Source organism: Kribbella sp. NPDC004536 (assembly GCF_042873835.1).
In the GTDB taxonomy this organism is placed as follows: domain Bacteria; phylum Actinomycetota; class Actinomycetes; order Propionibacteriales; family Kribbellaceae; genus Kribbella.
The window spans coordinates 1,765,202-1,783,554 of record NZ_JBIALY010000001.1 but is presented as its reverse complement, the minus strand read 5'-3'; the positions used below and the strand labels follow the sequence as shown (position 1 = coordinate 1,783,554).

At 68.6% G+C, this 18,353-nt stretch carries 20 protein-coding genes; 8 read left to right on the top strand and 12 right to left on the bottom strand.

Annotated features, from left to right (window positions below):
* Positions 1-58: 58 nt before the first annotated feature.
* The 3 genes from ACFYRU_RS08875 to ACFYRU_RS08865 all read right to left on the bottom strand — a co-directional run bounded on the left by ACFYRU_RS08875 (position 59) and on the right by ACFYRU_RS08865 (position 1,908).
* On the bottom strand, positions 59-487 hold the full coding sequence (locus tag ACFYRU_RS08875; protein WP_387654870.1) for a GNAT family N-acetyltransferase: 429 nt from the start codon (positions 485-487) through the stop codon (positions 59-61).
* Positions 484-1,176 carry a FadR/GntR family transcriptional regulator gene (locus tag ACFYRU_RS08870; RefSeq protein ID WP_387654867.1) on the bottom strand — a complete coding sequence of 231 codons (693 nt, stop codon included), beginning with the start codon at positions 1,174-1,176 and terminating at the stop codon, positions 484-486. Before ACFYRU_RS08870 ends, ACFYRU_RS08875 begins: the two co-directional genes overlap by 4 nt.
* A gap of 93 nt (positions 1,177-1,269) precedes the next feature.
* Positions 1,270-1,908 carry a pyrimidine 5'-nucleotidase gene (locus ACFYRU_RS08865; protein WP_387654865.1) on the bottom strand — a complete coding sequence of 213 codons (639 nt, stop codon included), beginning with the start codon at positions 1,906-1,908 and terminating at the stop codon, positions 1,270-1,272.
* Positions 1,909-1,960: 52 nt separating this feature from the next.
* Here ACFYRU_RS08865 and ACFYRU_RS08860 point away from each other — a divergent pair, with 52 nt between their 5' ends.
* Positions 1,961-2,734, top strand: coding sequence for an SDR family NAD(P)-dependent oxidoreductase (locus tag ACFYRU_RS08860; protein ID WP_387654862.1), 774 nt, complete (start codon positions 1,961-1,963; stop codon positions 2,732-2,734).
* On the opposite strand, the gene ACFYRU_RS08855 is transcribed toward ACFYRU_RS08860, so the two are convergent.
* Positions 2,693-3,310 carry a TetR/AcrR family transcriptional regulator gene (locus tag ACFYRU_RS08855; protein ID WP_387654859.1) on the bottom strand — a complete coding sequence of 206 codons (618 nt, stop codon included), beginning with the start codon at positions 3,308-3,310 and terminating at the stop codon, positions 2,693-2,695. The two genes, ACFYRU_RS08860 and ACFYRU_RS08855, sit on opposite strands and share 42 nt — an antisense overlap.
* 80 nt (positions 3,311-3,390) lie before the next feature.
* Here ACFYRU_RS08855 and ACFYRU_RS08850 point away from each other — a divergent pair, with 80 nt between their 5' ends.
* The gene (locus tag ACFYRU_RS08850; protein ID WP_387654856.1) at positions 3,391-4,056 is read left to right on the top strand and encodes an NAD(P)-dependent oxidoreductase; all 666 of its coding nucleotides are present in this window, start codon (positions 3,391-3,393) and stop codon (positions 4,054-4,056) included.
* Positions 4,057-4,168: 112 nt separating this feature from the next.
* Positions 4,169-4,978, top strand: coding sequence for a hypothetical protein (locus ACFYRU_RS08845; RefSeq protein WP_387654853.1), 810 nt, complete (start codon positions 4,169-4,171; stop codon positions 4,976-4,978).
* An 18-nt stretch (positions 4,979-4,996) separates the two neighbouring features.
* Here the strand turns inward: ACFYRU_RS08845 and ACFYRU_RS08840 are convergent, their stop codons facing one another.
* Positions 4,997-5,896, bottom strand: a complete 900-nt coding sequence (locus tag ACFYRU_RS08840; protein WP_387654850.1) for a LysR family transcriptional regulator — start codon at positions 5,894-5,896, stop codon at positions 4,997-4,999.
* 256 nt (positions 5,897-6,152) lie between these two features.
* On the opposite strand from ACFYRU_RS08840, the gene ACFYRU_RS08835 reads away from it, so the two are divergent.
* Positions 6,153-7,046: a LysR substrate-binding domain-containing protein gene (locus tag ACFYRU_RS08835; protein ID WP_387654848.1), complete on the top strand. Its 894-nt coding sequence runs from the start codon at positions 6,153-6,155 to the stop codon at positions 7,044-7,046.
* Positions 7,047-7,196: 150 nt separating this feature from the next.
* On the opposite strand, the gene ACFYRU_RS08830 is transcribed toward ACFYRU_RS08835, so the two are convergent.
* The 7 genes from ACFYRU_RS08830 to tdh form a co-directional block, all read right to left on the bottom strand.
* Positions 7,197-8,021, bottom strand: coding sequence for an aldo/keto reductase (locus ACFYRU_RS08830; RefSeq protein WP_387654845.1), 825 nt, complete (start codon positions 8,019-8,021; stop codon positions 7,197-7,199).
* A 62-nt stretch (positions 8,022-8,083) separates the two neighbouring features.
* Entirely contained in the window at positions 8,084-9,169 is a 1,086-nt protein-coding gene (locus ACFYRU_RS08825) for a winged helix DNA-binding domain-containing protein (protein WP_387654842.1), read from the bottom strand.
* Between the two features lie 32 nt (positions 9,170-9,201).
* Positions 9,202-9,609, bottom strand: coding sequence for a type II toxin-antitoxin system VapC family toxin (locus tag ACFYRU_RS08820; protein ID WP_387654839.1), 408 nt, complete (start codon positions 9,607-9,609; stop codon positions 9,202-9,204).
* Positions 9,609-9,890, bottom strand: a complete 282-nt coding sequence (locus tag ACFYRU_RS08815) for a ribbon-helix-helix protein, CopG family (RefSeq protein WP_387654837.1) — start codon at positions 9,888-9,890, stop codon at positions 9,609-9,611. The genes ACFYRU_RS08820 and ACFYRU_RS08815 overlap by 1 nt, the downstream gene beginning before the upstream one ends.
* Positions 9,891-9,932: 42 nt before the next feature.
* The gene (locus ACFYRU_RS08810) at positions 9,933-10,511 is read right to left on the bottom strand and encodes a hypothetical protein (RefSeq protein ID WP_387654835.1); all 579 of its coding nucleotides are present in this window, start codon (positions 10,509-10,511) and stop codon (positions 9,933-9,935) included.
* Between the two features lie 44 nt (positions 10,512-10,555).
* On the bottom strand, positions 10,556-11,746 hold the full coding sequence (locus ACFYRU_RS08805) for a glycine C-acetyltransferase (RefSeq protein WP_387654832.1): 1,191 nt from the start codon (positions 11,744-11,746) through the stop codon (positions 10,556-10,558).
* A complete protein-coding gene (gene tdh, locus ACFYRU_RS08800; protein ID WP_387654829.1) occupies positions 11,746-12,795 on the bottom strand; it encodes an L-threonine 3-dehydrogenase in 1,050 nt (349 codons plus the stop codon). Before tdh ends, ACFYRU_RS08805 begins: the two co-directional genes overlap by 1 nt.
* A gap of 111 nt (positions 12,796-12,906) precedes the next feature.
* Between tdh and pyrE the strand changes: the two genes are divergently transcribed.
* The 4 genes from pyrE to ACFYRU_RS08780 all read left to right on the top strand — a co-directional run bounded on the left by pyrE (position 12,907) and on the right by ACFYRU_RS08780 (position 18,297).
* Positions 12,907-13,452: an orotate phosphoribosyltransferase gene (pyrE, locus tag ACFYRU_RS08795; protein ID WP_387654826.1), complete on the top strand. Its 546-nt coding sequence runs from the start codon at positions 12,907-12,909 to the stop codon at positions 13,450-13,452.
* Positions 13,452-14,204 carry a hypothetical protein gene (locus tag ACFYRU_RS08790; RefSeq protein WP_387654824.1) on the top strand — a complete coding sequence of 251 codons (753 nt, stop codon included), beginning with the start codon at positions 13,452-13,454 and terminating at the stop codon, positions 14,202-14,204. The genes pyrE and ACFYRU_RS08790 overlap by 1 nt, the downstream gene beginning before the upstream one ends.
* A 39-nt stretch (positions 14,205-14,243) precedes the next feature.
* Positions 14,244-15,098 (top strand): LemA family protein, encoded by an 855-nt coding sequence (locus ACFYRU_RS08785; RefSeq protein WP_387654821.1) that lies wholly within the window; start codon positions 14,244-14,246, stop codon positions 15,096-15,098.
* A 217-nt stretch (positions 15,099-15,315) separates the two neighbouring features.
* Positions 15,316-18,297 (top strand): BTAD domain-containing putative transcriptional regulator, encoded by a 2,982-nt coding sequence (locus ACFYRU_RS08780; RefSeq protein WP_387654819.1) that lies wholly within the window; start codon positions 15,316-15,318, stop codon positions 18,295-18,297.
* Positions 18,298-18,353: the final 56 nt, after the last annotated feature.

Sequence of the window (18,353 nt, the reverse complement as noted above, 5' to 3'; positions counted from 1 at the left end):
CCGGACGAAGTGTCTGGAGGTTATGCAGCCGACGTGCGTCGCGCAAGATCTCGACAGTCTAGAGAAATTTCCTCACCATGAAGACGTCCACTGGATCTTCGCTTTCGAGCACGAACCCGTGCCGCTCGTACAACCGCCGAGCCGCACTGCCTTGCAGAACGTTCAGCCTGACCGTCGCTCGGGCGTTGTCCAGGACAGTTCTCAGGACGGAGGTTCCGAGTCCCTGGCCTTGATGCCCCGGATCGAGGTAGAAGTGCTCGAGCCACAGGTCGTCAGCCGTCGGGCGCATGGCGATGGAGCCGGCCACCGCGCCCGCTACCTCGATGATCTGGGTGTGTTCGGGGGTGAAGCCGTCGCGGAAGCGTTGGCGGACCCGGTGTTCGTCGTAGCGGCCGAGGCGTTCGAGGTCGGGGCGCATGACGAGTGCGCGGAGTTCGGTGAGGGGTTCCAGGTCGGCTGGAGTTGCCGGGCGGAGGGTCCAGTTCATGCGGGTCTCGGTTCGGGGCGGAGGGCGCGGAGCCAGAGTTCGGTCTGGGCTATGTGGGCGGAGGCGGCGGTGGCGGCCGCGGCCGGGTCGCGGGTTTGGATGGCGGCGAGGATCTCGCGGTGGCCGCGGTCGCTGGTCTGCTTGATCGCGTCGAAGTCCGCGCCGGGCTCGAAGATCCGGTAGTGCCCGCCGCGGCCGCGGATCACCTCGGTGAGAGCGGTCACGGTCGGGTTGCCGCCGGCGATGCAGATCAGGCCGTGGAACTCCGCGTCCAGGTGCTGGATCTCGGTCGCGTCGGTGGTCGACTCGAGCCGGTCGAGTACGGCGCTCAACCGGTCCGCGAGCTCCGGCTCCTGCCGGGCCGCGGCGAGCGCGGTCGCGTGCGACTCGAGCACCCGGCGTACCTCCAGCAGCTCGAGCACGCCTTCGAGCGGGATCAGCTCGACCGACAGCGAGAACCGGCTGATGATCGCGGCCGGGTCGAGCGCGGACACGTACGTACCCGAGCCGTGCCGCGACTCGATCACGCCGAGCGCGCCGAGCGACCGGACCGCCTCCCGCAGCGAACTCCGGGACACGCCCAGGTGGTCGCACAACTCCGGCTCCGGCGGGAACTTCGCCCCCGGCCCGAGTTCCCCGGACGCGATCATCTGCCGCAATCCGGCCAGCGCCTTGTCCGTAGCAGCCATCCCTCACCTCCTCCCGAAGCGTAAGTCCTCAGACCATTCCTGGTCACATTGGTCCACCCTGAGCCTGCCGAACGCGGCCGACGTAAAGATTCATCAGATGTTTGCGCGGATGAACTCCGGCAGATCGGCGGTCCGCCAGCGCCGCTCGGCCAGTCGTTCGTACGGCGGCCCGTCGCTCACCCAGACGGTCGTCATCCCGCGCTCGTGCGGCAGCGCGAGATTCACCTCGAGGTCGTCGAACATCGCCGCCCGCGCCGGGTCGACCCCGAACCGGCCGACGAACGCGTCCAGGCTCTCCGCGTACGGCTTCGGGATCAGTTCACCGGCGAGGATGTCGAACACGCCGTCGATCCGGTCGGCCAGCCCGAGCCGCCCGAGCACCTGCTCGGCGTGGTACGCCGACCCGTTCGTGTAGACGTACCGCCGGCCGGGCAACGCCGCGAGCGCGGCGCCCAGCGCCGGGTCCGGGGCGATGACCGAGTAGTCGATCCGGCGCTCGAAGCCGAGGAAGTCGTGCGGGTCGATCGTCCCGGTGACCATCGCGCCGCGCAGCGAGGTGCCGTACGCGGCGACGAGCTCGGACTGGATTCGGCGGGCGCCGGCGACATCGGTGCCGTAGTGGTCCGCGAGGGTCGACAGGATGCCGTGGGTGAGCTGTGCGGCGAGCGCGGATCCGGACGGGTACAGGGTGTTGTCGAGATCGAGTACCCAGGTGTCGATGTCCGCCAGCACCCGACCAGCGTAGGTGACAGACTGGGTGGGTCATCGACGGGAGGACTTCACCATGGCGACAGCGCTTGTCACCGGCCCGGCGACCGGAATCGGCCGGGCGTTCGCGGACAAGCTGGCCCGGGAAGGGTACGACCTGGTGCTGGTGTCGCGGGACGAGGCGCGGCTCAAGGAGACCGCGGCCGACCTGACCCGGCTGCACGGTGTCGAGTGCGAGGTACTCGTCGCGGACCTGACCGACCGGGAAGACCTCGCGCGAGTCGAAGAGCGGTTCCGCACCGGCACGGTCGAAGTCCTCGTGAACAACGCCGGCTTCGGGCAGAAGAAGCCGTTCTGGGAGAACCCGGTCGACGTCGAGGAGAAGCAGCTCGACCTGCTCGTTCGTGTCGTACTCCGGCTCACGCACGCCGCCGTACTGCCGATGATCGAACGTGGCTCGGGTGCCGTGATCAACGTGTCGTCGGTCGCGGGATTCCTGCAGCGCAACATCTACAGCGCGCACAAGGCCTGGGTGACGAGCTTCTCCGCCGGGTTGGCGACCGGGCTGCACGCCAAGGGCGTGGCGGTGATGGCGTTGTGTCCCGGATTCGTGCACACCGAGTTCCACGAGCGGATGGAGATGGACAAGTCGGTCATCCCGTCGTTCATGTGGCTGGATGCGACCGACCTGGTCGACGCGGCCTGGAAGGACCTGATGGCCGGCAAGGCGATCTCGATCCCGAGCCGCCGGTACAAGTTGATCGCGGCCGCCGCCCGGTTCACGCCGCGGGCGCTGATCGCGCGGGTGTCAACTGTCGGCCTGGACGGCGGCCGGCGCCGGGCGCAGTGATTCGTACAGCGTCCTGCTGAGCGCGGCGGCGTACTTGGCGGTGTCCTCGCCGGACGGTGCGATCCCGGCGAAGTTCACCTCGAACCCCCGCTGGAAGCACGCCCCGAACAGCAACGCCGCCGCGGCCGGGACATCAGCGGTACGGCGGATCCGCCCGAGCTTCTGCTCCGCGCGGAGGTAGCGGACCAGGCCCTCCTGCGCACGGTGCGGTCCCGCGTTCAGCTCCTTCAGCCGGAGCCGATGCGCGGCCAGGAGTTCGCGGGACGAGAACAGCGACACCAGGATCGGGAATCCCTCGACGTAGAAGTCGATCGCGATCCGGGCGATCTGGGTCAGGTTGCCGCGGACCGTACCGTTGCCGGGGTTGCCGATCAGCTCCTTCAACGAGCCGGGCAGCTGCGGCATCCGCTCGTGCATGACCGCGAGCAGGATCGCCGCCTTGTCCGCGAAATGCTTGTAGAGCGCGGCCTCGGAGTACCCGGCGACCTGTGCGATCGACTTGGTCGTCGCCTTCGCGTAACCCTGCGTCCGCAGTACGTCCGCGGCCGCGTCCAGAATCTCGTCCCTGGTGCCCACTCGCGCAGCGTACCTTGACAAGTTGGTGAGTGTTCACTAACCATAGTGAGTGAGTGATTACTAACCTGGAAGGATCGACGATGAAGCTGGTGGTGTTCGGGGCGTCCGGACGGATCGGGACCGAGCTGGTACGCCAAGGCGTGGCCGCCGGGCACGAGGTGACCGCCGTGGTCCGCAAGGGCTCGAGTCTGCAGGTGGAGCTGCCGGAACTCCGGCTGGTCGCGGCCCGCGCCGGCGCCGCCGGAGACCTCGCGAAGGTGGTGACTGCCGACGTGATGGACCCGAAGTCGATCGCCCCGGTGATCGCCGGGCACGATGTCGTACTGTCCGCACTCGGCCCGCGTCCGAAGGGACCGAGCGACGTACTGACGAGCAGCGCCCGCAGCGTCCTGCAGGCGCTGGGCGACGTCCGCCGCTACCTGGTCGTGAGCGTCGCGGGCATCCACGGCGGCAACGACGACCCGTTCACGCAGTTCGTCGTGAAGCCGATCCTGCAACGACTGCTCCGCGAGGGGTTCGCCGACGCCCGCCGGATGGAGGAACTGGTCGGCGCGAGCACCGTCGACTGGACGATCTGCTGCCCGCCCCGCCTGAGCGACAAGCCCGCGAAGGGCACGTTCCGCTCCAACACCGAAGGCAGCGTCCGCGGCGGCTTCACCATGACCCGCGCCGACGTCGCCACGTACATGCTCAACGCGATCGACGACACGGCCCTGATCCGCAAGACCGCCGTGATCTCCAACTAGAGCTCGGACGCCTGGTCGGAAGTCAGCGAGACCTCAGACGGTCTTCAGGCACCTCGCTGACACTATCGGCGAGCGCTTGTAGCGCTGCGATGTTCGACGAAAGGTGAGAATGATGTCTCGACGACGGCTGATGTCGTCTGCTCTGGCTGTCACGGCGCTAGGTGCCGTGTCCCTCGGCATGGCGACGTCTCAAGCGCCCGCGGCGGCCAGCCCGCACGTGAGCCTGGACGCGATCGCGACCACGAATGATGTAACTGGCGAGGTGACCGCCAACGGCAGCGTGGCGATGGAGGACGGCACCCCGGTCCGCCTCCAGACTTACGATGCAGCGTCCCACGTTTGGGTTGATGTTGCCGATGGCAAGGTTCGTGATGGCAAGGTGTCCATCAAGGCGCAGCGGCCAGGTTCGATCTCGCAGTACCGGTTGACGACCTCGGCGAGTGACCGGTACACCGCCGGGGCCTCAGCGGCGACGACTCTGGCTAGCTATGTTTGGCGCAGCGCCTTCGTCAAGCCGATCCGGGGAGTTGACAGCAACGGCTCGGAATCAGTCGCGATCTCGCCGGCTTCTGTGGACGGGACGCCAAGTCACGTGCGTCTCCGAGTTCTTACGACAGACAACAACAACAACTCCGCCGTCATGATCTCCCCAGACATCACGGGCTGCGATCAGGTACGGACGACGACAAAGAACACCGTGCCTGCGTCGACCACGGACAGCGGATCAACCACCTTGTTCCTGACCGCGAACAACACGAATCGACTTGCGACCTTCAACCTGCCGCGGTGGGCTGCGGCACCGTACTCAGTGTCCGCTTATCTGACCGGCGTGAGCAGCCTTACCTTCGGTGCAACCCCAGCACCGGGCTCGAATCCGATCATCGACCTCACGAGCACTGTAGAGCTGCACTGCGCCAGCTGATAGGCGGCTCTTGTTGAGTTACAGCTTGTCGGCCACCTCGGTGAGGATCGCGAGGGTTGCGGTGATGAGGGGGTGGTCGGCGCGGCTGGTGCGGACGGCGGCGTAGACGCGGCGGGTGGGGGCCGGGTCGGTGAGTGGGCGGATCGCCGCGAGGGTTGGTTCGGGTACGGCGAGGCGGGGGACGAGGGAGACGCCGCCGCCGGCTGCTACCAGGGCTGCTACCGCGCGGAAGTCGTCGGACTGGTGCACGATGCTTGGCTGGAAGCCTGCTTGTTCGCACGCGAGCAGCACGACGTCACGAATCGGATTCCCGGGCGCGGTCATCACCCAGTCGTCGTTGGCGAGCATGCTCAGGTCGAGTTCCTCGTGCTCGGCCGCTGGATGCGCGGGTGGGAGGACGGCGACGAAAGGTTCGGCGTAGAGGGGAATTCGGGTCAGGCGTCGGTCGTCGGGGCGGGGGGAGCCGCGGTGTTCGACGGCGATCGCGAGGTCGGCGTCGCCGTCCAGCAGGTAGGTGATGCCCTGGTGGCCCTCGGCGTCGCGGACGACCAGGTCGAGGCCGGGAGTGGTCTCGCGGAGCCGGGTCAGGGCCGGTGCGACCAGCAGCGTGATCGCGGTCGCGAACGCGACCACCCGGACCTCGCCGTTCGCGCCGTTCGCGTGCAGCCGCATCGCGTCCTCGGCACGTTCGACCTCGGCGAGGATGGTGTCCGCGTGCGCGAGCAGCAGCCGGCCGGCGGAGGTGATCGCGACGCGGCGGCCGCGGCGTTCGAGCAGTTCCTGGCCGATCTCGGTCTCCAGCGCGGCCAGTTGCTGCGAGACCGCCGAGGGCGTCAGGTGCAGCACCTCGGCGGCCGCGGTCACGGTGCCGTGGTCAGCAAGCGCGCGCAACACCTTCAGGCGTCGTACCTCGATCACGGAGTTCAGCTTTGCACACGACCTTGGGCGCTGTGCGGCGTGCGCGCCACCGGGTGAGGGCGTCGCGGATCGGGTGACGTTTGGGGACGTACGGACGGAGCGGCGCGTGCGGCATCGCGGAGTGGGTCTGTTCGTGGATCGACTTGATCACCGAAAACGGAATGTATTGCATGCCTTCGACAGTAGAAATCGACGCGTTGATACGTCCAATGAAAGTTCTGCGCAGAGTTGATGTGTGTGGTGCATGATGGCTGTCATGGAACTACGCCAGCTCAGGTCGTTCGTGGTGGTGGCAGAGGAGCTGAACGTCGGGCGCGCGGCGACCCGGCTGCACCTCACGCAGCCATCGCTCAGCCGTCAGATCGCTGCGCTGGAACACGATCTGGGCGTCGAGCTGTTCGCCCGGGTGAAGCGCCGGTTCGTGCTGACGGCGGCGGGGGAGACGTTCCTCGCCGACGCGCAGGACCTGCTGCGCCGGTCTGACGAGGCGGTCCGGACGGCACAGCGCACGCAGCGCGGTGAGTTCGGGGCGTTGCGGTTGCGGTTCGTGCAGTCGGCGACGTTCGAGGCGTTGCCGCGGCTGCTCGGCGCCTTCCGGCGGGCGTTCCCGGATGTCGTACTGGACCTGGAGTCGTGGACCACGCTCCGGCAGACGGAAGCCTTGCGGGACGGGCGGATCGACGTCGGGCTGATGCGTCCGAGTACGCCGGCCGGCGGAAGTGCTGTCGTCCAGCTGGCGCCGGCGTTGACGTCGCGGGTGGTGGCCGAGGACAGGCTCGTGGTGGCGTTGCCCGCGCGGCACCGGCTCGCGCGACGCAAACGGTTGCGGCTGGCGGAGCTGGCGGACGAGCCGTTCGTGTTCTACTCGCGGTCCAGCGGTCCGGCGGTGTACGACGTGATCGTCGGATTCTGCCGCGCCGCCGGCTTCCTGCCCCGGATCGAGCAGGACGCGGCCGACGTACAGACGATCGTGTCGCTGGTCGCGGCCGGTTTCGGCGTCTCCCTGCTGATCGGCCCGACCCCGCCCTCGGACCCGGCCGCGGTGGTGTACCGCGAGTTGTCCGACGACCTACCCCCGTGGCAACTCTCCGTAGTCTGGTCGCCGGCCAACCGCTCGCCGGTCCTTGAGTGCTTCCTGGACTTCGTTTAGCCCGCGCGCCGCGCCTACGCCGTCATTTGCCTGGCAGACCAAGCAAATGAGGGGTTCCACACCCCGACTGCGGGTGGGGAACCCAGCATTTCGGTGGTCTGCCAGGCAAATTGGTGGGTCTGCCAGGCAAATGGGCGCGGCGGTGGGCGGTTAGCCAAAGACGTCCGGGTCGCCGCCGGTGCGGGTGCCGGTTTCGAGGTCGGCGACGACGGCCATGTCGTCGTTGTCCAGCTGGAAGTCGAAGACCTCGAAGTTCTCCCGGATCCGGCTCGGCGTGACGGTCTTCGGGATCACCACGTTGCCGAGCTGCAGGTGCCAGCGGATCATCACCTGGGCCGCCGACTTGCCGTACTTCGACCCGATCGCCGTCAGCGCCTCGTTGCCGAGCAGCTCGCCGGAGGCCAGCGGGCTCCACGCCTCGGTGACGATGTCGTTCTCGGCGTTGAACGCGCGCAGCTCGTCCTGCGGCAGCGCCGGGTGCAGCTCGATCTGGTTCACCGCCGGGCGGATCGTGGTCTCCTCGAAGATCCGCCGGAGCGCGGGCTCGTGGAAGTTCGAGACACCGATCGCGCGCACCCGCTTGTCGGCGTACAGCTGCTCGAGCGCCTTCCAGGTGTCGACGTACAGGTCCCGCTGCAGCGACTGCCAGTGGATCAGGTACAGGTCGACGGTCTCCAGGCCGAGCTTCGCGAGGCTGGTGTCGAACGCCTTCAGCGTGCGGTCGTAGCCCTGGTCGGAGTTCCACACCTTGGTGGTGACGAACAGTTCGTCACGCGGGATGCCGGCCGCGGCGATCGCCCGCCCGACGCCGGCCTCGTTGCCGTAGATCGCGGCCGTGTCGATGTGCCGGTAGCCGGTCTCGAACGCTGTCGTCACCACGTCGGCGACGATCGAGTCCTCGACCTGCCAGACCCCCAGGCCCAGCTGCGGGATCTCGACGCCGTTGTCCAGAGTGATGGAGGGGACTGTACTCATCTGCCCATTCCACCCGGCAAAAGGTTTCCGGCCCAGTCATCTGACGTGTGACAACAACCTCATTAACCGGCAGTAACCACCGCATAGGACTTCGCGTCGGGCTCCAAGAAGCGAAGCAATGCGGTGCCTTCCCGCTCCAGCTCGGTCTGCGTCTTCTTCAGTGTCCTGCCGAACGGGGTCAGGGTGAGAGTGGCCACACCACGCTTCAGGTCGCTCGTCCACAGTCCGGCGACGAAGCCGTCGACGGTATAGGTCGACTTCACCCGCAGGTTCTTCGTGAAGACGGCCGGCTTGTGTTCGTCGGCGATGATCCGCTCGCGTTTCGCGTGCGACAGCAGGAGGTTGTCGAACTCGGGCAGGAACCGCACCGGCGCGGGCGTGTCCGCGTCCGGCCGGGGCGCATCCGGTACGTCGTACAACGTCTTGCCCGACTCGTCCTCGAACGTCTCCAGGTCGAGCTCGTCGAACAACGGCTTCGCCTTCTGTAACCCGGACCAGGTCTGGAAGTCCGCGGGCGTCGCCGGGCCGAACGCGGCGAGGTACCTGGTGACGAGCTCGGCGGGCTCGGCCGTTCGGCGGAGCTTCGAGCCGATCCAGTCCTCGGCGGGCGTGAACTTAGAGTTCGCCGTCCAGGACCAGCGGGCGCCGGCCGGGTACATCACCAGCGGCACCAGCATCCGCGTGCAGAACCCGAGGGCGCGTTCGTTCACGTCCGGGAACTGCTGCTGCAGCGCGTCCCGCACCTCGGTGAACGTCAACGGCTCCTTCGCGAGCAGCTTCTCCGCCGCCGCGACGACCTTCGCCGGTTCGAGCCCGGCGGCACGATCCCCGAGCACCTTCAGCCCGGCTTCGAGTACGGGCGCCAGGGTCGCCCGGAACCGCAGGTAGTCCGCCGCGGTCACCAGGTGCAACGTCCCGCGCAGGAAGGTCGCCCGTACGACATCCCGCCCGGCCACCGCCCGATCGAGCTCCGCCTCCTCGAACCCGTCGACCCGCGACCACAACCCGACGTACGGGTGCTTCGGCTCCTGCCCCTGCATCCCCGCGAGCCGCCCCACCACGTCAACCACCGCCCCGGCTTCCCGCTCCAGCAACAGCTGCCGCGCCAGCGTCGCCCGATTGACCGCCCGCCCACTCATCACCACCATGCCCGCATCCTGCCCGGTGGCACCGACAAATGTCAGCGCCCGGGCGAGGTGACGGCCAGAGCGTTTCGGCGGCAGGCGTCGGCCAGGCGGTCGTCGTACGTGACCACGAGGTCGGCGTCGACGAGGACTGCGGTCGCCAGGTGGAGTGCGTCGAGGCTGCGCAGGATCAGCGGCTCGATCCGGCGAGCGACGCTGACGACCTCGCCGCTCAGCGGGCGCTCGTCGATACCCGACATCGCGTCGTCGATCAGCTCACCACGGAGGGCCGGCGCCTGCACCCGGCCGAGGACGACCCGGGAGACCTCGACCCACGCGAGTGAGGACGAGACCAGCAGATCGCCCTGCTGGTAACAGGTATCGGTGAATTCGATCAGCTCGTCGGACTCCGGTTCGGCGACGACCCGCTTGATCAGGGCGCTGCTGTCGAAGTACACCCGCATCAGAAGCGGTCGTCCCGGTCCAGCAGGTCGATGCTCGTGGTGCCCTTCGGCAGCCGGATGCGCGGCCGCACCTTGCGGTACGGGACGCGCGCGGGCTGTACCGTGCGCGCGCTCCAAGCCCGTTGACGCTCAGTCAGCTGTGTCTCCACGGACTCGTCGTACAGGTGCAGACGCCGGCCGAGCGCGTCCCGGACGATCTCCTGCTGGGATTGACCTGTCCGCTCAGCCTCCGCCTGCAGCGCCGCCGCCGTCTCGTCGGGAAGTCTCAGGTTCATGGCCATGGATCGATGGTACCATCTTGGTACCGCAAGGTGGTACCGGGCTCAGCTGTAGTCCTTCTCGTTGTATTCGGGGAGGTGGAGGAGCTGGCGGAGCTGGGCGGACGGGGCCTTGTTGCCGGCTGCTGTTGCTTCCTTGAGGTGGTCGGCCATTTCGGACTTGGTGCCGGCGGCCGCGATCTTCAACCAGTGCGGGCGGGCGGCGGCGTCGGCGTTGGCGAGGGCGCGGATCTGCTTGGAGACCGAGCTCGGCCAGGTGACCTTCAGCAGGGCTTGCGATTCGGCCAGGTTCGCGGCGGCCACCACCTTGGCGCGGTTCTGCAGCGTGGTCACCGACGTGTTCTCGTTCGCGGCCTTCTCGAAGCTTTCCAGCGCGACGTTGTACGGACGGGTGAGCTGCAGGTACTTCGCTCCCGCCGCGGCCAGGGTCAGCGCCGCCGGAGCGGTCCGTACGACCGGAGCACTCGGGCCCGGCTGGTACCGGGATTCGTCCGGCGACTCGACCGGCGGCGCGCTGCTCGACGACGCGGGCGACGGCGCCGTGGTGGCCGGCCCTTCGTCGGCGCCGCACCCGGCGACGAACACTGCACTCACGATTCCGACAACGGCCACCAACTGGCGCATGAGGCTCCTCACCCGGGGACGGACCGGGCAACTCTAGCGGGAGCTCAGGCCTGTTCGGCTAGCGCATTCCGAGCCTCCGCGAAGGCCGCGATCGCTCGCTCGACGTCCTCGGTGGAGTGTGCCGCGGACAGCTGTACCCGGATCCGGGCCTTGCCCTGCGGTACGACGGGATAGGAGAAACCGATCACGTAGATCCCGAGGTCGAGCAGCTTGTCCGCGAGCCGTCCGGCCGCCGCGGCGTCGCCGATCATCACCGGCGAGATCGGGTGGTCGCCGGGGAGTACGTCGAACCCGGCCTCGGTCATCTTGGTCCGGAAGAGCTTCGTGTTCGCGGCCAGCTTGTCCCGCAGGTCGCTCGAACCACCGATCAGCTCCAGCGCCTTCAGCGACGCGGCGGTGACGGCCGGGGCGAGCGAGTTCGAGAAGAGGTACGGCCGGGAACGCTGGCGGAGCAGCTCGACGATCTCGCGGCGCGCGGACACGTACCCGCCGGACGCGCCACCGAGTGCCTTGCCGAGCGTGCCGGTGACGATGTCCACGCGGTCCTTCACACCGAACAACGACGGCGTACCGGCACCGTCCGGGCCGACGAAGCCGACCGCGTGCGAGTCGTCCACCATCACCAGCGCGTCGTACCGCTCGGCCAGGTCGCAGATCTCGTCGAGCGGGGCGACGTACCCGTCCATCGAGAACACGCCGTCGGTGGCGATCAGCCGGTACCGCGCGCCGGCGGCGTCCTTCAGCTGCGCCTCCAGGTCGGCCATGTCGCGGTTCTTGTACCGGTACCGCTTGGCCTTCGACAGCCGGATGCCGTCGATGATGCTGGCGTGGTTCAGCTCGTCGGAGATGATCGCGTCCTCCGCGCCGAGCAGCGTCTCGAACAGGCCGCCGTTCGCGTCGAAGCAGGAGCTGTAGAGGATGGTGTCCTCAGTGCCGAGGAAGTTGCTCAGGGCCCCTTCCAGGTCCTTGTGGATCTGCTGCGTACCGCAGATGAAGCGGACCGAGGAGAGCCCGAACCCCCAGCGGTCGAGCGCTTCCTTCGCCGCGGCGACGACGTCCGGGTGGTCGGACAGTCCGAGGTAGTTGTTCGCGCAGAAGTTCAGCACCTCGTTGCCGGTGGCAACCGAGATCAGCGCCTGCTGCGGCGAGGTGATCACCCGCTCGGACTTGTACAACCCGGCGTCCCGGATCTCGCCGATGGTGGTCGTCAGGTCGTCCCGCATCGATGCGAACATCAGTGCTTCTCCTCCAGCGATTGCGTCGTCCAGTCCATGATCACCTTGCCGCACTGCCCCTGCCGCGCGACGTCGAACGCGCGCTCGAAGTCGCCGTACCCGAACCGGTGCGTGATCACCGGCGTCAGGTCCAGCCCACGTTCCAGCATCACCGACATCGAGTACCAGGTCTCGAACATCTCCCGGCCGTAGATGCCCTTGATGGTCAGCATGTTGAGCACCACCGTGCTCCAGTCGATCGCGATCTCGTCGGACGGCAGCCCGAGCATCGCGACCTTTCCGCCGTGGGTCATGTTCGCGAGCATGTCCCGGAGCGCGGCCGGCTGCCCGGACATCTCCATCCCGACGTCGAACCCCTCGCGCATCCCGAGGCTCTGCTGGGCCTGCGCGATGGTCTCCTCGCCGACGTTCACCGCGCGGGTGACGCCGATCTTCCGGGCCAGGTCGAGGCGGTACTCCGACAGGTCCGTGATCACGACGTTCCGCGCACCGGCGTGCAGCGCGACCGCGGCGGCCATCACGCCGATCGGCCCGGCGCCGGTGATCAGTACGTCCTCGCCGACCAGCGGGAAGGACAGCGCCGTGTGTACGGCGTTCCCGAACGGGTCGAAGACCGCGGCGACGTCGAGGTCGACCGGGTCCTTGTGGACCCAGGCGTTCGTCGCGGGCAGGGCGACGTACTCCGCGAACGCTCCGGGTACGTGGACGCCGAGGCCGCGGGTCTTGATGCAGAGGTGCCGGCGGCCGGCGCGGCAGTTCCGGCAGCGGCCGCAGACCAGGTGCCCCTCGCCGCTGACCAGGTCACCGACAGCGACGTCGCGAACACCGACACCGATCTCGACGACCTCACCGCAGAACTCGTGCCCGGTCACCATCGGTACCGGTACGTTCTTCTGCGCCCACGGATCCCAGTTCTGGATGTGCAGGTCCGTACCGCACAGGCCGGTCCGGAGCACCTTGATGAGTACCTCGTCAGCCTCGATCTTCGGCTCGGGTACATCCCGCAGCCAGAGACCTGGCTTCGCCTCAGCCTTCACAAGCGCCTTCATGGCCACATCGTCGTCCTGGGCAACCACACACGTCCATCGACACGTCATGTACAGCCTTTGCAGTTCCTCTGCACACTCGGCCGCCCCGTGGGTGATCTAAGCTCAAGGCCCATGAGCTACGACCGGGACGGACTGCTGGAGCAGGTCAGGACGAAGGCCATCGTGCACGGGAAGGTCACGCTGGCGTCGGGTAAGGAAGCCGACTACTACGTCGACCTGCGGCGGATCACGCTGGACGCGGCCGCGGCGCCGTTGATCGGGCCGGCGATGCTCGAGCTGACCAAGGACCTGGAGTACGACGCGGTGGGCGGGCTGACGCTCGGTGCGGACCCGGTCGCGATGTCGATGCTGCACGCGGCCGCCCAGCAGGGCCGGACGCTCGACGCGTTCGTCGTACGGAAGGCCGAGAAGACGCACGGTCTGCAGCGGCGGATCGAGGGTCCGGACGTCAAGGGCCGCCGGGTGCTCGCGGTCGAGGACACGTCGACGACGGGCGGGTCGGTACTGACCGCGGTCGAGGCGCTGCGCGAAGCCGGTGCCGAGGTGGTCGCGGTCGCGGTGATCGTCGACCGGGCGACCGGCGCGCAGGAACGGGTCGAGGCGGAAGGGCTGGAGTACCGGTCCGTGTTCGGCCTCGAGGACCTGGGGCTCGGCTGATGCAGAGCAGCACCTGGTTGATCCTGCTGGTGGCGGTCGTCGCCGGTGTCGGCATCGCGTACTTCAAGTTCTACACGGCGAAGAAGCGCCGCGAGTTGTTCGCCGGGGTGGCCGCGCAGCAGGGCTGGTCGTACGTACCGGCCAACTACGCGCTCGCCGGCCAGTGGTCGGGCACGCCGTTCCAGACCGGCGACAACTGGCGGGTCACGAACGTGCTGTCGGGTCCGTACAACGGTCACCAGATGGTTGCCTTCGACTACAGCTACCAGACCCACACCACGAACGGCCGGGGTCAGCGGCGGACGACCACGCACCGGTTCGGGGTCGTCGTCCTGCAACTGCCCGGCGCGCTGCCGCACCTCGAGGTGACGCACGAGGGAATCTTCGGCGGCGCGGTGGCGAACGCCTTCGGGTTCCGCGACCTCCAGTTCGAGAGCGAGCAGTTCAACCGGGCGTTCCGGGTGAAGGCGGACGACGAGCGCTTCGGGCACGCGGTGGTGACGCCGCGGATGATGGAGCTGTTGCTCGCCCGCGGCGAGATCGGCTGGCGGTTCGAGGGCAACTCGCTGGTCGGCTGGGACCGGGGCAACCACGACCCGGCCGAGGTGATGAACCGGCTCTGGCTGCTCCAGCAGGTGCTGGAGAACGTCCCGCCGTACGTGTGGCGCGACTACGCCGGCGTGGACCCCCGCCCACAGCAGCCGCAGCAGCCGTACCCGCAGCAGCAACCAGGCGGACCCACCTACCCGTAGAGTCGGCTGCAGCACTGCCAACTTTCGGGAGCTCTTGTCATGCTTTGGCTCATCATCGCGATCGTCGCGGTCGTCGTCATCGTGGCGATCATGCTGATCACGTCCTACAACCGGTTCGTCAAGCAGCGGAACCTGATCCAGGAGTCGTGGCGGCAGATCGACGTCGAGCTGCACCGCCGGTACGACCTGATCCCGAACCTGGTCGAGACCGTCCGCGCGTACGCGGCGCATGAGCGGCACGTGTTCGAGGAGGTCGCCCGGCTGCGTACCCAGGCGGTGAACACGCAGGGCGCGAACCCGGAGCAGCGGGCCGCCGCCGAGGGTCAGCTGTCCGGCGCGCTGCGGCAGATGATGATCTCCGTCGAGCAGTACCCGCAGCTCCAGTCGAACCAGAACTTCCTCGGCCTGCAGCGCGAGCTGACCGACACCGAGGACCGGATCGCGGCCGGCCGGCGGTTCTACAACGCGAACGTGGGTGACTACAACACCCGGATCGAGGCGTTCCCGTCGAACCTGATCGCGAACTCCTTCAAGTTCGAGAAGGCCGGGTACTTCGAGGTCAAGGACGAGTCGGTACGCGCCGTACCGCAGGTCTCGTTCGGCACGATCGGGTCGGTCGCCGGTGAGCAGGCGCCGCCGCAGATGCAGCCGGGCGCGCCGTCGTCGGGCCAGATCCACCCGCAGATGCCGGGGGACCAGGGCAACTACCAGGCGCCGCCGCAGCAGATCCCGGGTGGCTACCAGCAGCCGGGGCAGCCGCCGTACCAGGGGCAGCCGACTCAGCAGCAGCCGTACCCGCAGCAGGGGTACCAGGGAGAGCCACCGGTGGGCGGGCCGCCTGCGGGTTCCCCCGCGCCACAGGACGGACAGCCGCCATTCACCGGTGGCCAGTAGGCACCGGTTCCCCGTGGTCCAGGTCCCCCGAACCCGGACTCGCTCCCAGTGCCAGGCCCGGTGTGACGGCGGTCAAGTCGCCACCTCCGGGCCTGCCCTCCCCCCGGTACCTGTGACAACAGTGCCGGACTGAGATACATCCGGCGTACATCGGACTTCCCGGCGGGTGTGCGCGGATGCCACGATAGGTCGTCCAAGAGTGGAGAGGGTCGGGCGAGTGGACAGTCTGAGGTACGGAATCCTCGGACCTCTGCGCCTCGTCCACGCCCAGGGGCAGCCGCTGAAGGCCGCCAAGCCGCGCCAGCTGCTCGCCACGCTGCTGCTGCATCCGAACCGGTTCGTCTCGACCGATCTGATCGCGGACGCGCTCTGGGAGAACACGCCGCCACGCTCTGCGACCGCGAACATCCGGACGTACGTCCGTGCGCTCCGCGGCGTTCTGCAGGACGCCGGGCTGCCCGCGCCGATCGACACGTCAGCAGCCGGCTACAGCATCGAGGTGGGTGTCGACGAGCTCGACGCCAGCCTGTTCGAGTCACTGCTTGCCGAGGGCGGCCACCTCCGGGACCAGGGCGACGGCCGCCAGGCCATGCAGGTCCTGTCCCGGGCGTACTCGCTGTGGCGCGGCCGTCCGCTCGAGGACCTGCTGATGCCCGCGGCGTGGGAGGGGTCGATCGGCCGCCTCGAGGCGCAACACCGTGGTCTGGTGGACAGCCTCCTGGACCTCCGGCTCGAGTACGGCGACGTGAGCGGTGCTGCTGTACTACTGAGCGCGCGCCTCCAAGAGGACCCGTACGACGAGCAGCTGTGGCGCCGCCTGGTCGACGCACTCGTGGCCGCGGGACGAGTGGGCGAGGCGCGGGCGGCGTACGCCAAGGCCGTCCAGACGCTCGCCGACGAGCTGGACATCAAGCCGGGTCCAGAGCTCGAGGCCGCCGGCGCTCGTGCCGAGAACGGCCGTTCCGCCAACTGGCCCAACCCGGGCGTCCCAGCGGACCGTACTGCAGACCGGCCGAGCCCCAGCGCTCCGCCCGGACCGATGGCCGCACCCGAGCTGACCGATCCAGTACGGCCGCCCAGCCAGCTCCCGCTTGACCTGGCGGATTTCAGCGGACGGCAGGAGCTCCTGGAGCAGCTACGTGATCTGGTCTGCGGCCGTGATCCGGTCAGGCCGCCCGTGGCGGTCATCTCCGGTGCCCCTGGTACCGGCAAGACGTCTCTGGCCGTCAGGCTCGGGCACCTGGTCCGCGAGCACTTCCCGGACGGCCAGATCTACCTGGACATGCACGGGGCGACGCACCCGCGCGACCCTGCCGGTGCACTGACCGACCTGCTGCTCAGCCTCAATCTGCCCGACTACGCGATCCCGACGGATCCGGAGCGGCGTTCGGCCATGCTGCGGTCCGAGCTGGCCAGCCGTCGGGTGCTGATCATCCTCGACGACGTGGCCAGTGCCGGTCAGGTGACCCCGCTGATGCCCGGTACGGGTGCGTCGGCCGTGGTCGTGACGAGCCGTAACCGGCTGATGGACCTGGCCGGTGCGGACAGTACGCCGCTGGACACGTTCGACGACCGCGAGGCTGCCGTCTTGCTCGCGTCGGTCGCGGGTTCCGGCCGGATCGACCCGTCCTCACCCGAGGCCGAGGAGATCCTGACCGCTTGCGCGAACCTGCCGTTGGCGATCCGGATCGTTGGCAGTCGCCTGGCGCAGCGGCCCGACCTGAGTGCGCGTGAGCTCGCACGCCGGCTGCGGGACGAGACGTCCCGGCTGGACGAGCTGAGCATCGGTGAGCTCGCCGTACGGACCAGTGCCGACCTCAGCTACGACGCGTTGAGTCCTCAAGAGGCCAGGCTGTACCGGCTGATCGGGCACTTCGCGGTCGGTGTCTTCTCGGCGCGGGCGCTCGAGGCCGTCGCGTCGCCCGCCGCCGTACGCCGCAGTCTGGACCGGCTGATCGAGGTCAACCTGGTCCGGATCAGCTCGGTCGACCATCGCGGTACGGCGCGGTACCGCGTCCACGACCTGCTTCGCCTGCACGCGCTCGGTGTCGGTACGGAGGAGCAGCAGGCGCAGGCGGTCCGGGACGTGGAGACGGTCGTCGACGCGATCCTGAACAAGATCCGCCGTGCCAATGCCGCGTTGTCCTTCGAGTACTTCGGCGTCCTCGAGCATACCGGTCCACTGACCGCGCCCGACCCGTCGCCGTTCACCGAGACGGACGCGATCGCCTGGTTCGACAGCGAACGGAGTACGTTCGTGCCGGCCATCCGGGCCGCGGCGCAGAACGGGTTGCACGAGCACGCCTGGCGGATCGCCGCCGCCTGGGGTCCGTACCTGGATCTCCGGGCCGGCTTCGACGACTGGAACGGCTCGCACCAGCAGGGCTTGATCAGTGCGATCGCCTGCGGGGACCGGCACGGCGAGGCGATCATGCACCGGAACCTCGGCCAGCTCGCCGTCTACCAGGACGACTGGGACACCGCGCGTACGCACCTCGACGCGGCCGCGCGGGTGTTCGCGGAGGTCGGCGACCGGCTGGGCGAAGGTGTCGCGGCTGTCGGCCTCGGTACGTGGCTGCGCGAACGCGGTGAGCGGGACGCGGGCCTGGCGCAGTACGAGAAGGCGATCGAGGCGTTCGTCGAGGCCGGCAACGCGAACGCCGAGGCCCTCGCCCGAACGGCAGCCGCGAACGTGTACCTGGTCCGCGGCGAGGTGGACACCGCCCGACGGTACCTGGCGCAGGCGTTCCTGATCGCCGTACGCCGGGCAGACGCCCACCGGGAGGCCAAGGTACGGCGCCGGATCGCGGCGCTCCGGGTCCACCAGGGGCGGCACGACGAGGCCGTACGGCAACTGCGCAAGGCGTTGGCGATCTTCGACGGGATGGGCGACGACCACTGTGCGGCGTACACCCGGGCGCTGCTGGGGCGGGCGCTGATGGAGCGCGGCGAGGTCGCGTCGTCGCGGAAGACATTGCTGGACGCGATCGACGTCGGCCACCGGCTGGGGGATCGGAGCGTGGAGGGCCAGGCCGCGCAGTACCTCGGTGAGCTCTACCTGTCCACGGGCAACCTGGACAACGCCCGCCGTACTCTCGAACGCGCTGCGCGCGTCTGGCAGCAGGCCGGGAACGATAGCGCCGCTGCTGACTGCCGACGGTTGCTCGTGGGATCAGAGGCAGGCGCTGCAGCCGGCTGAGCAATGTACGGCGGCTGTATGGCGACCCGGCAGGATTCTGACCATGCCACGGCAAG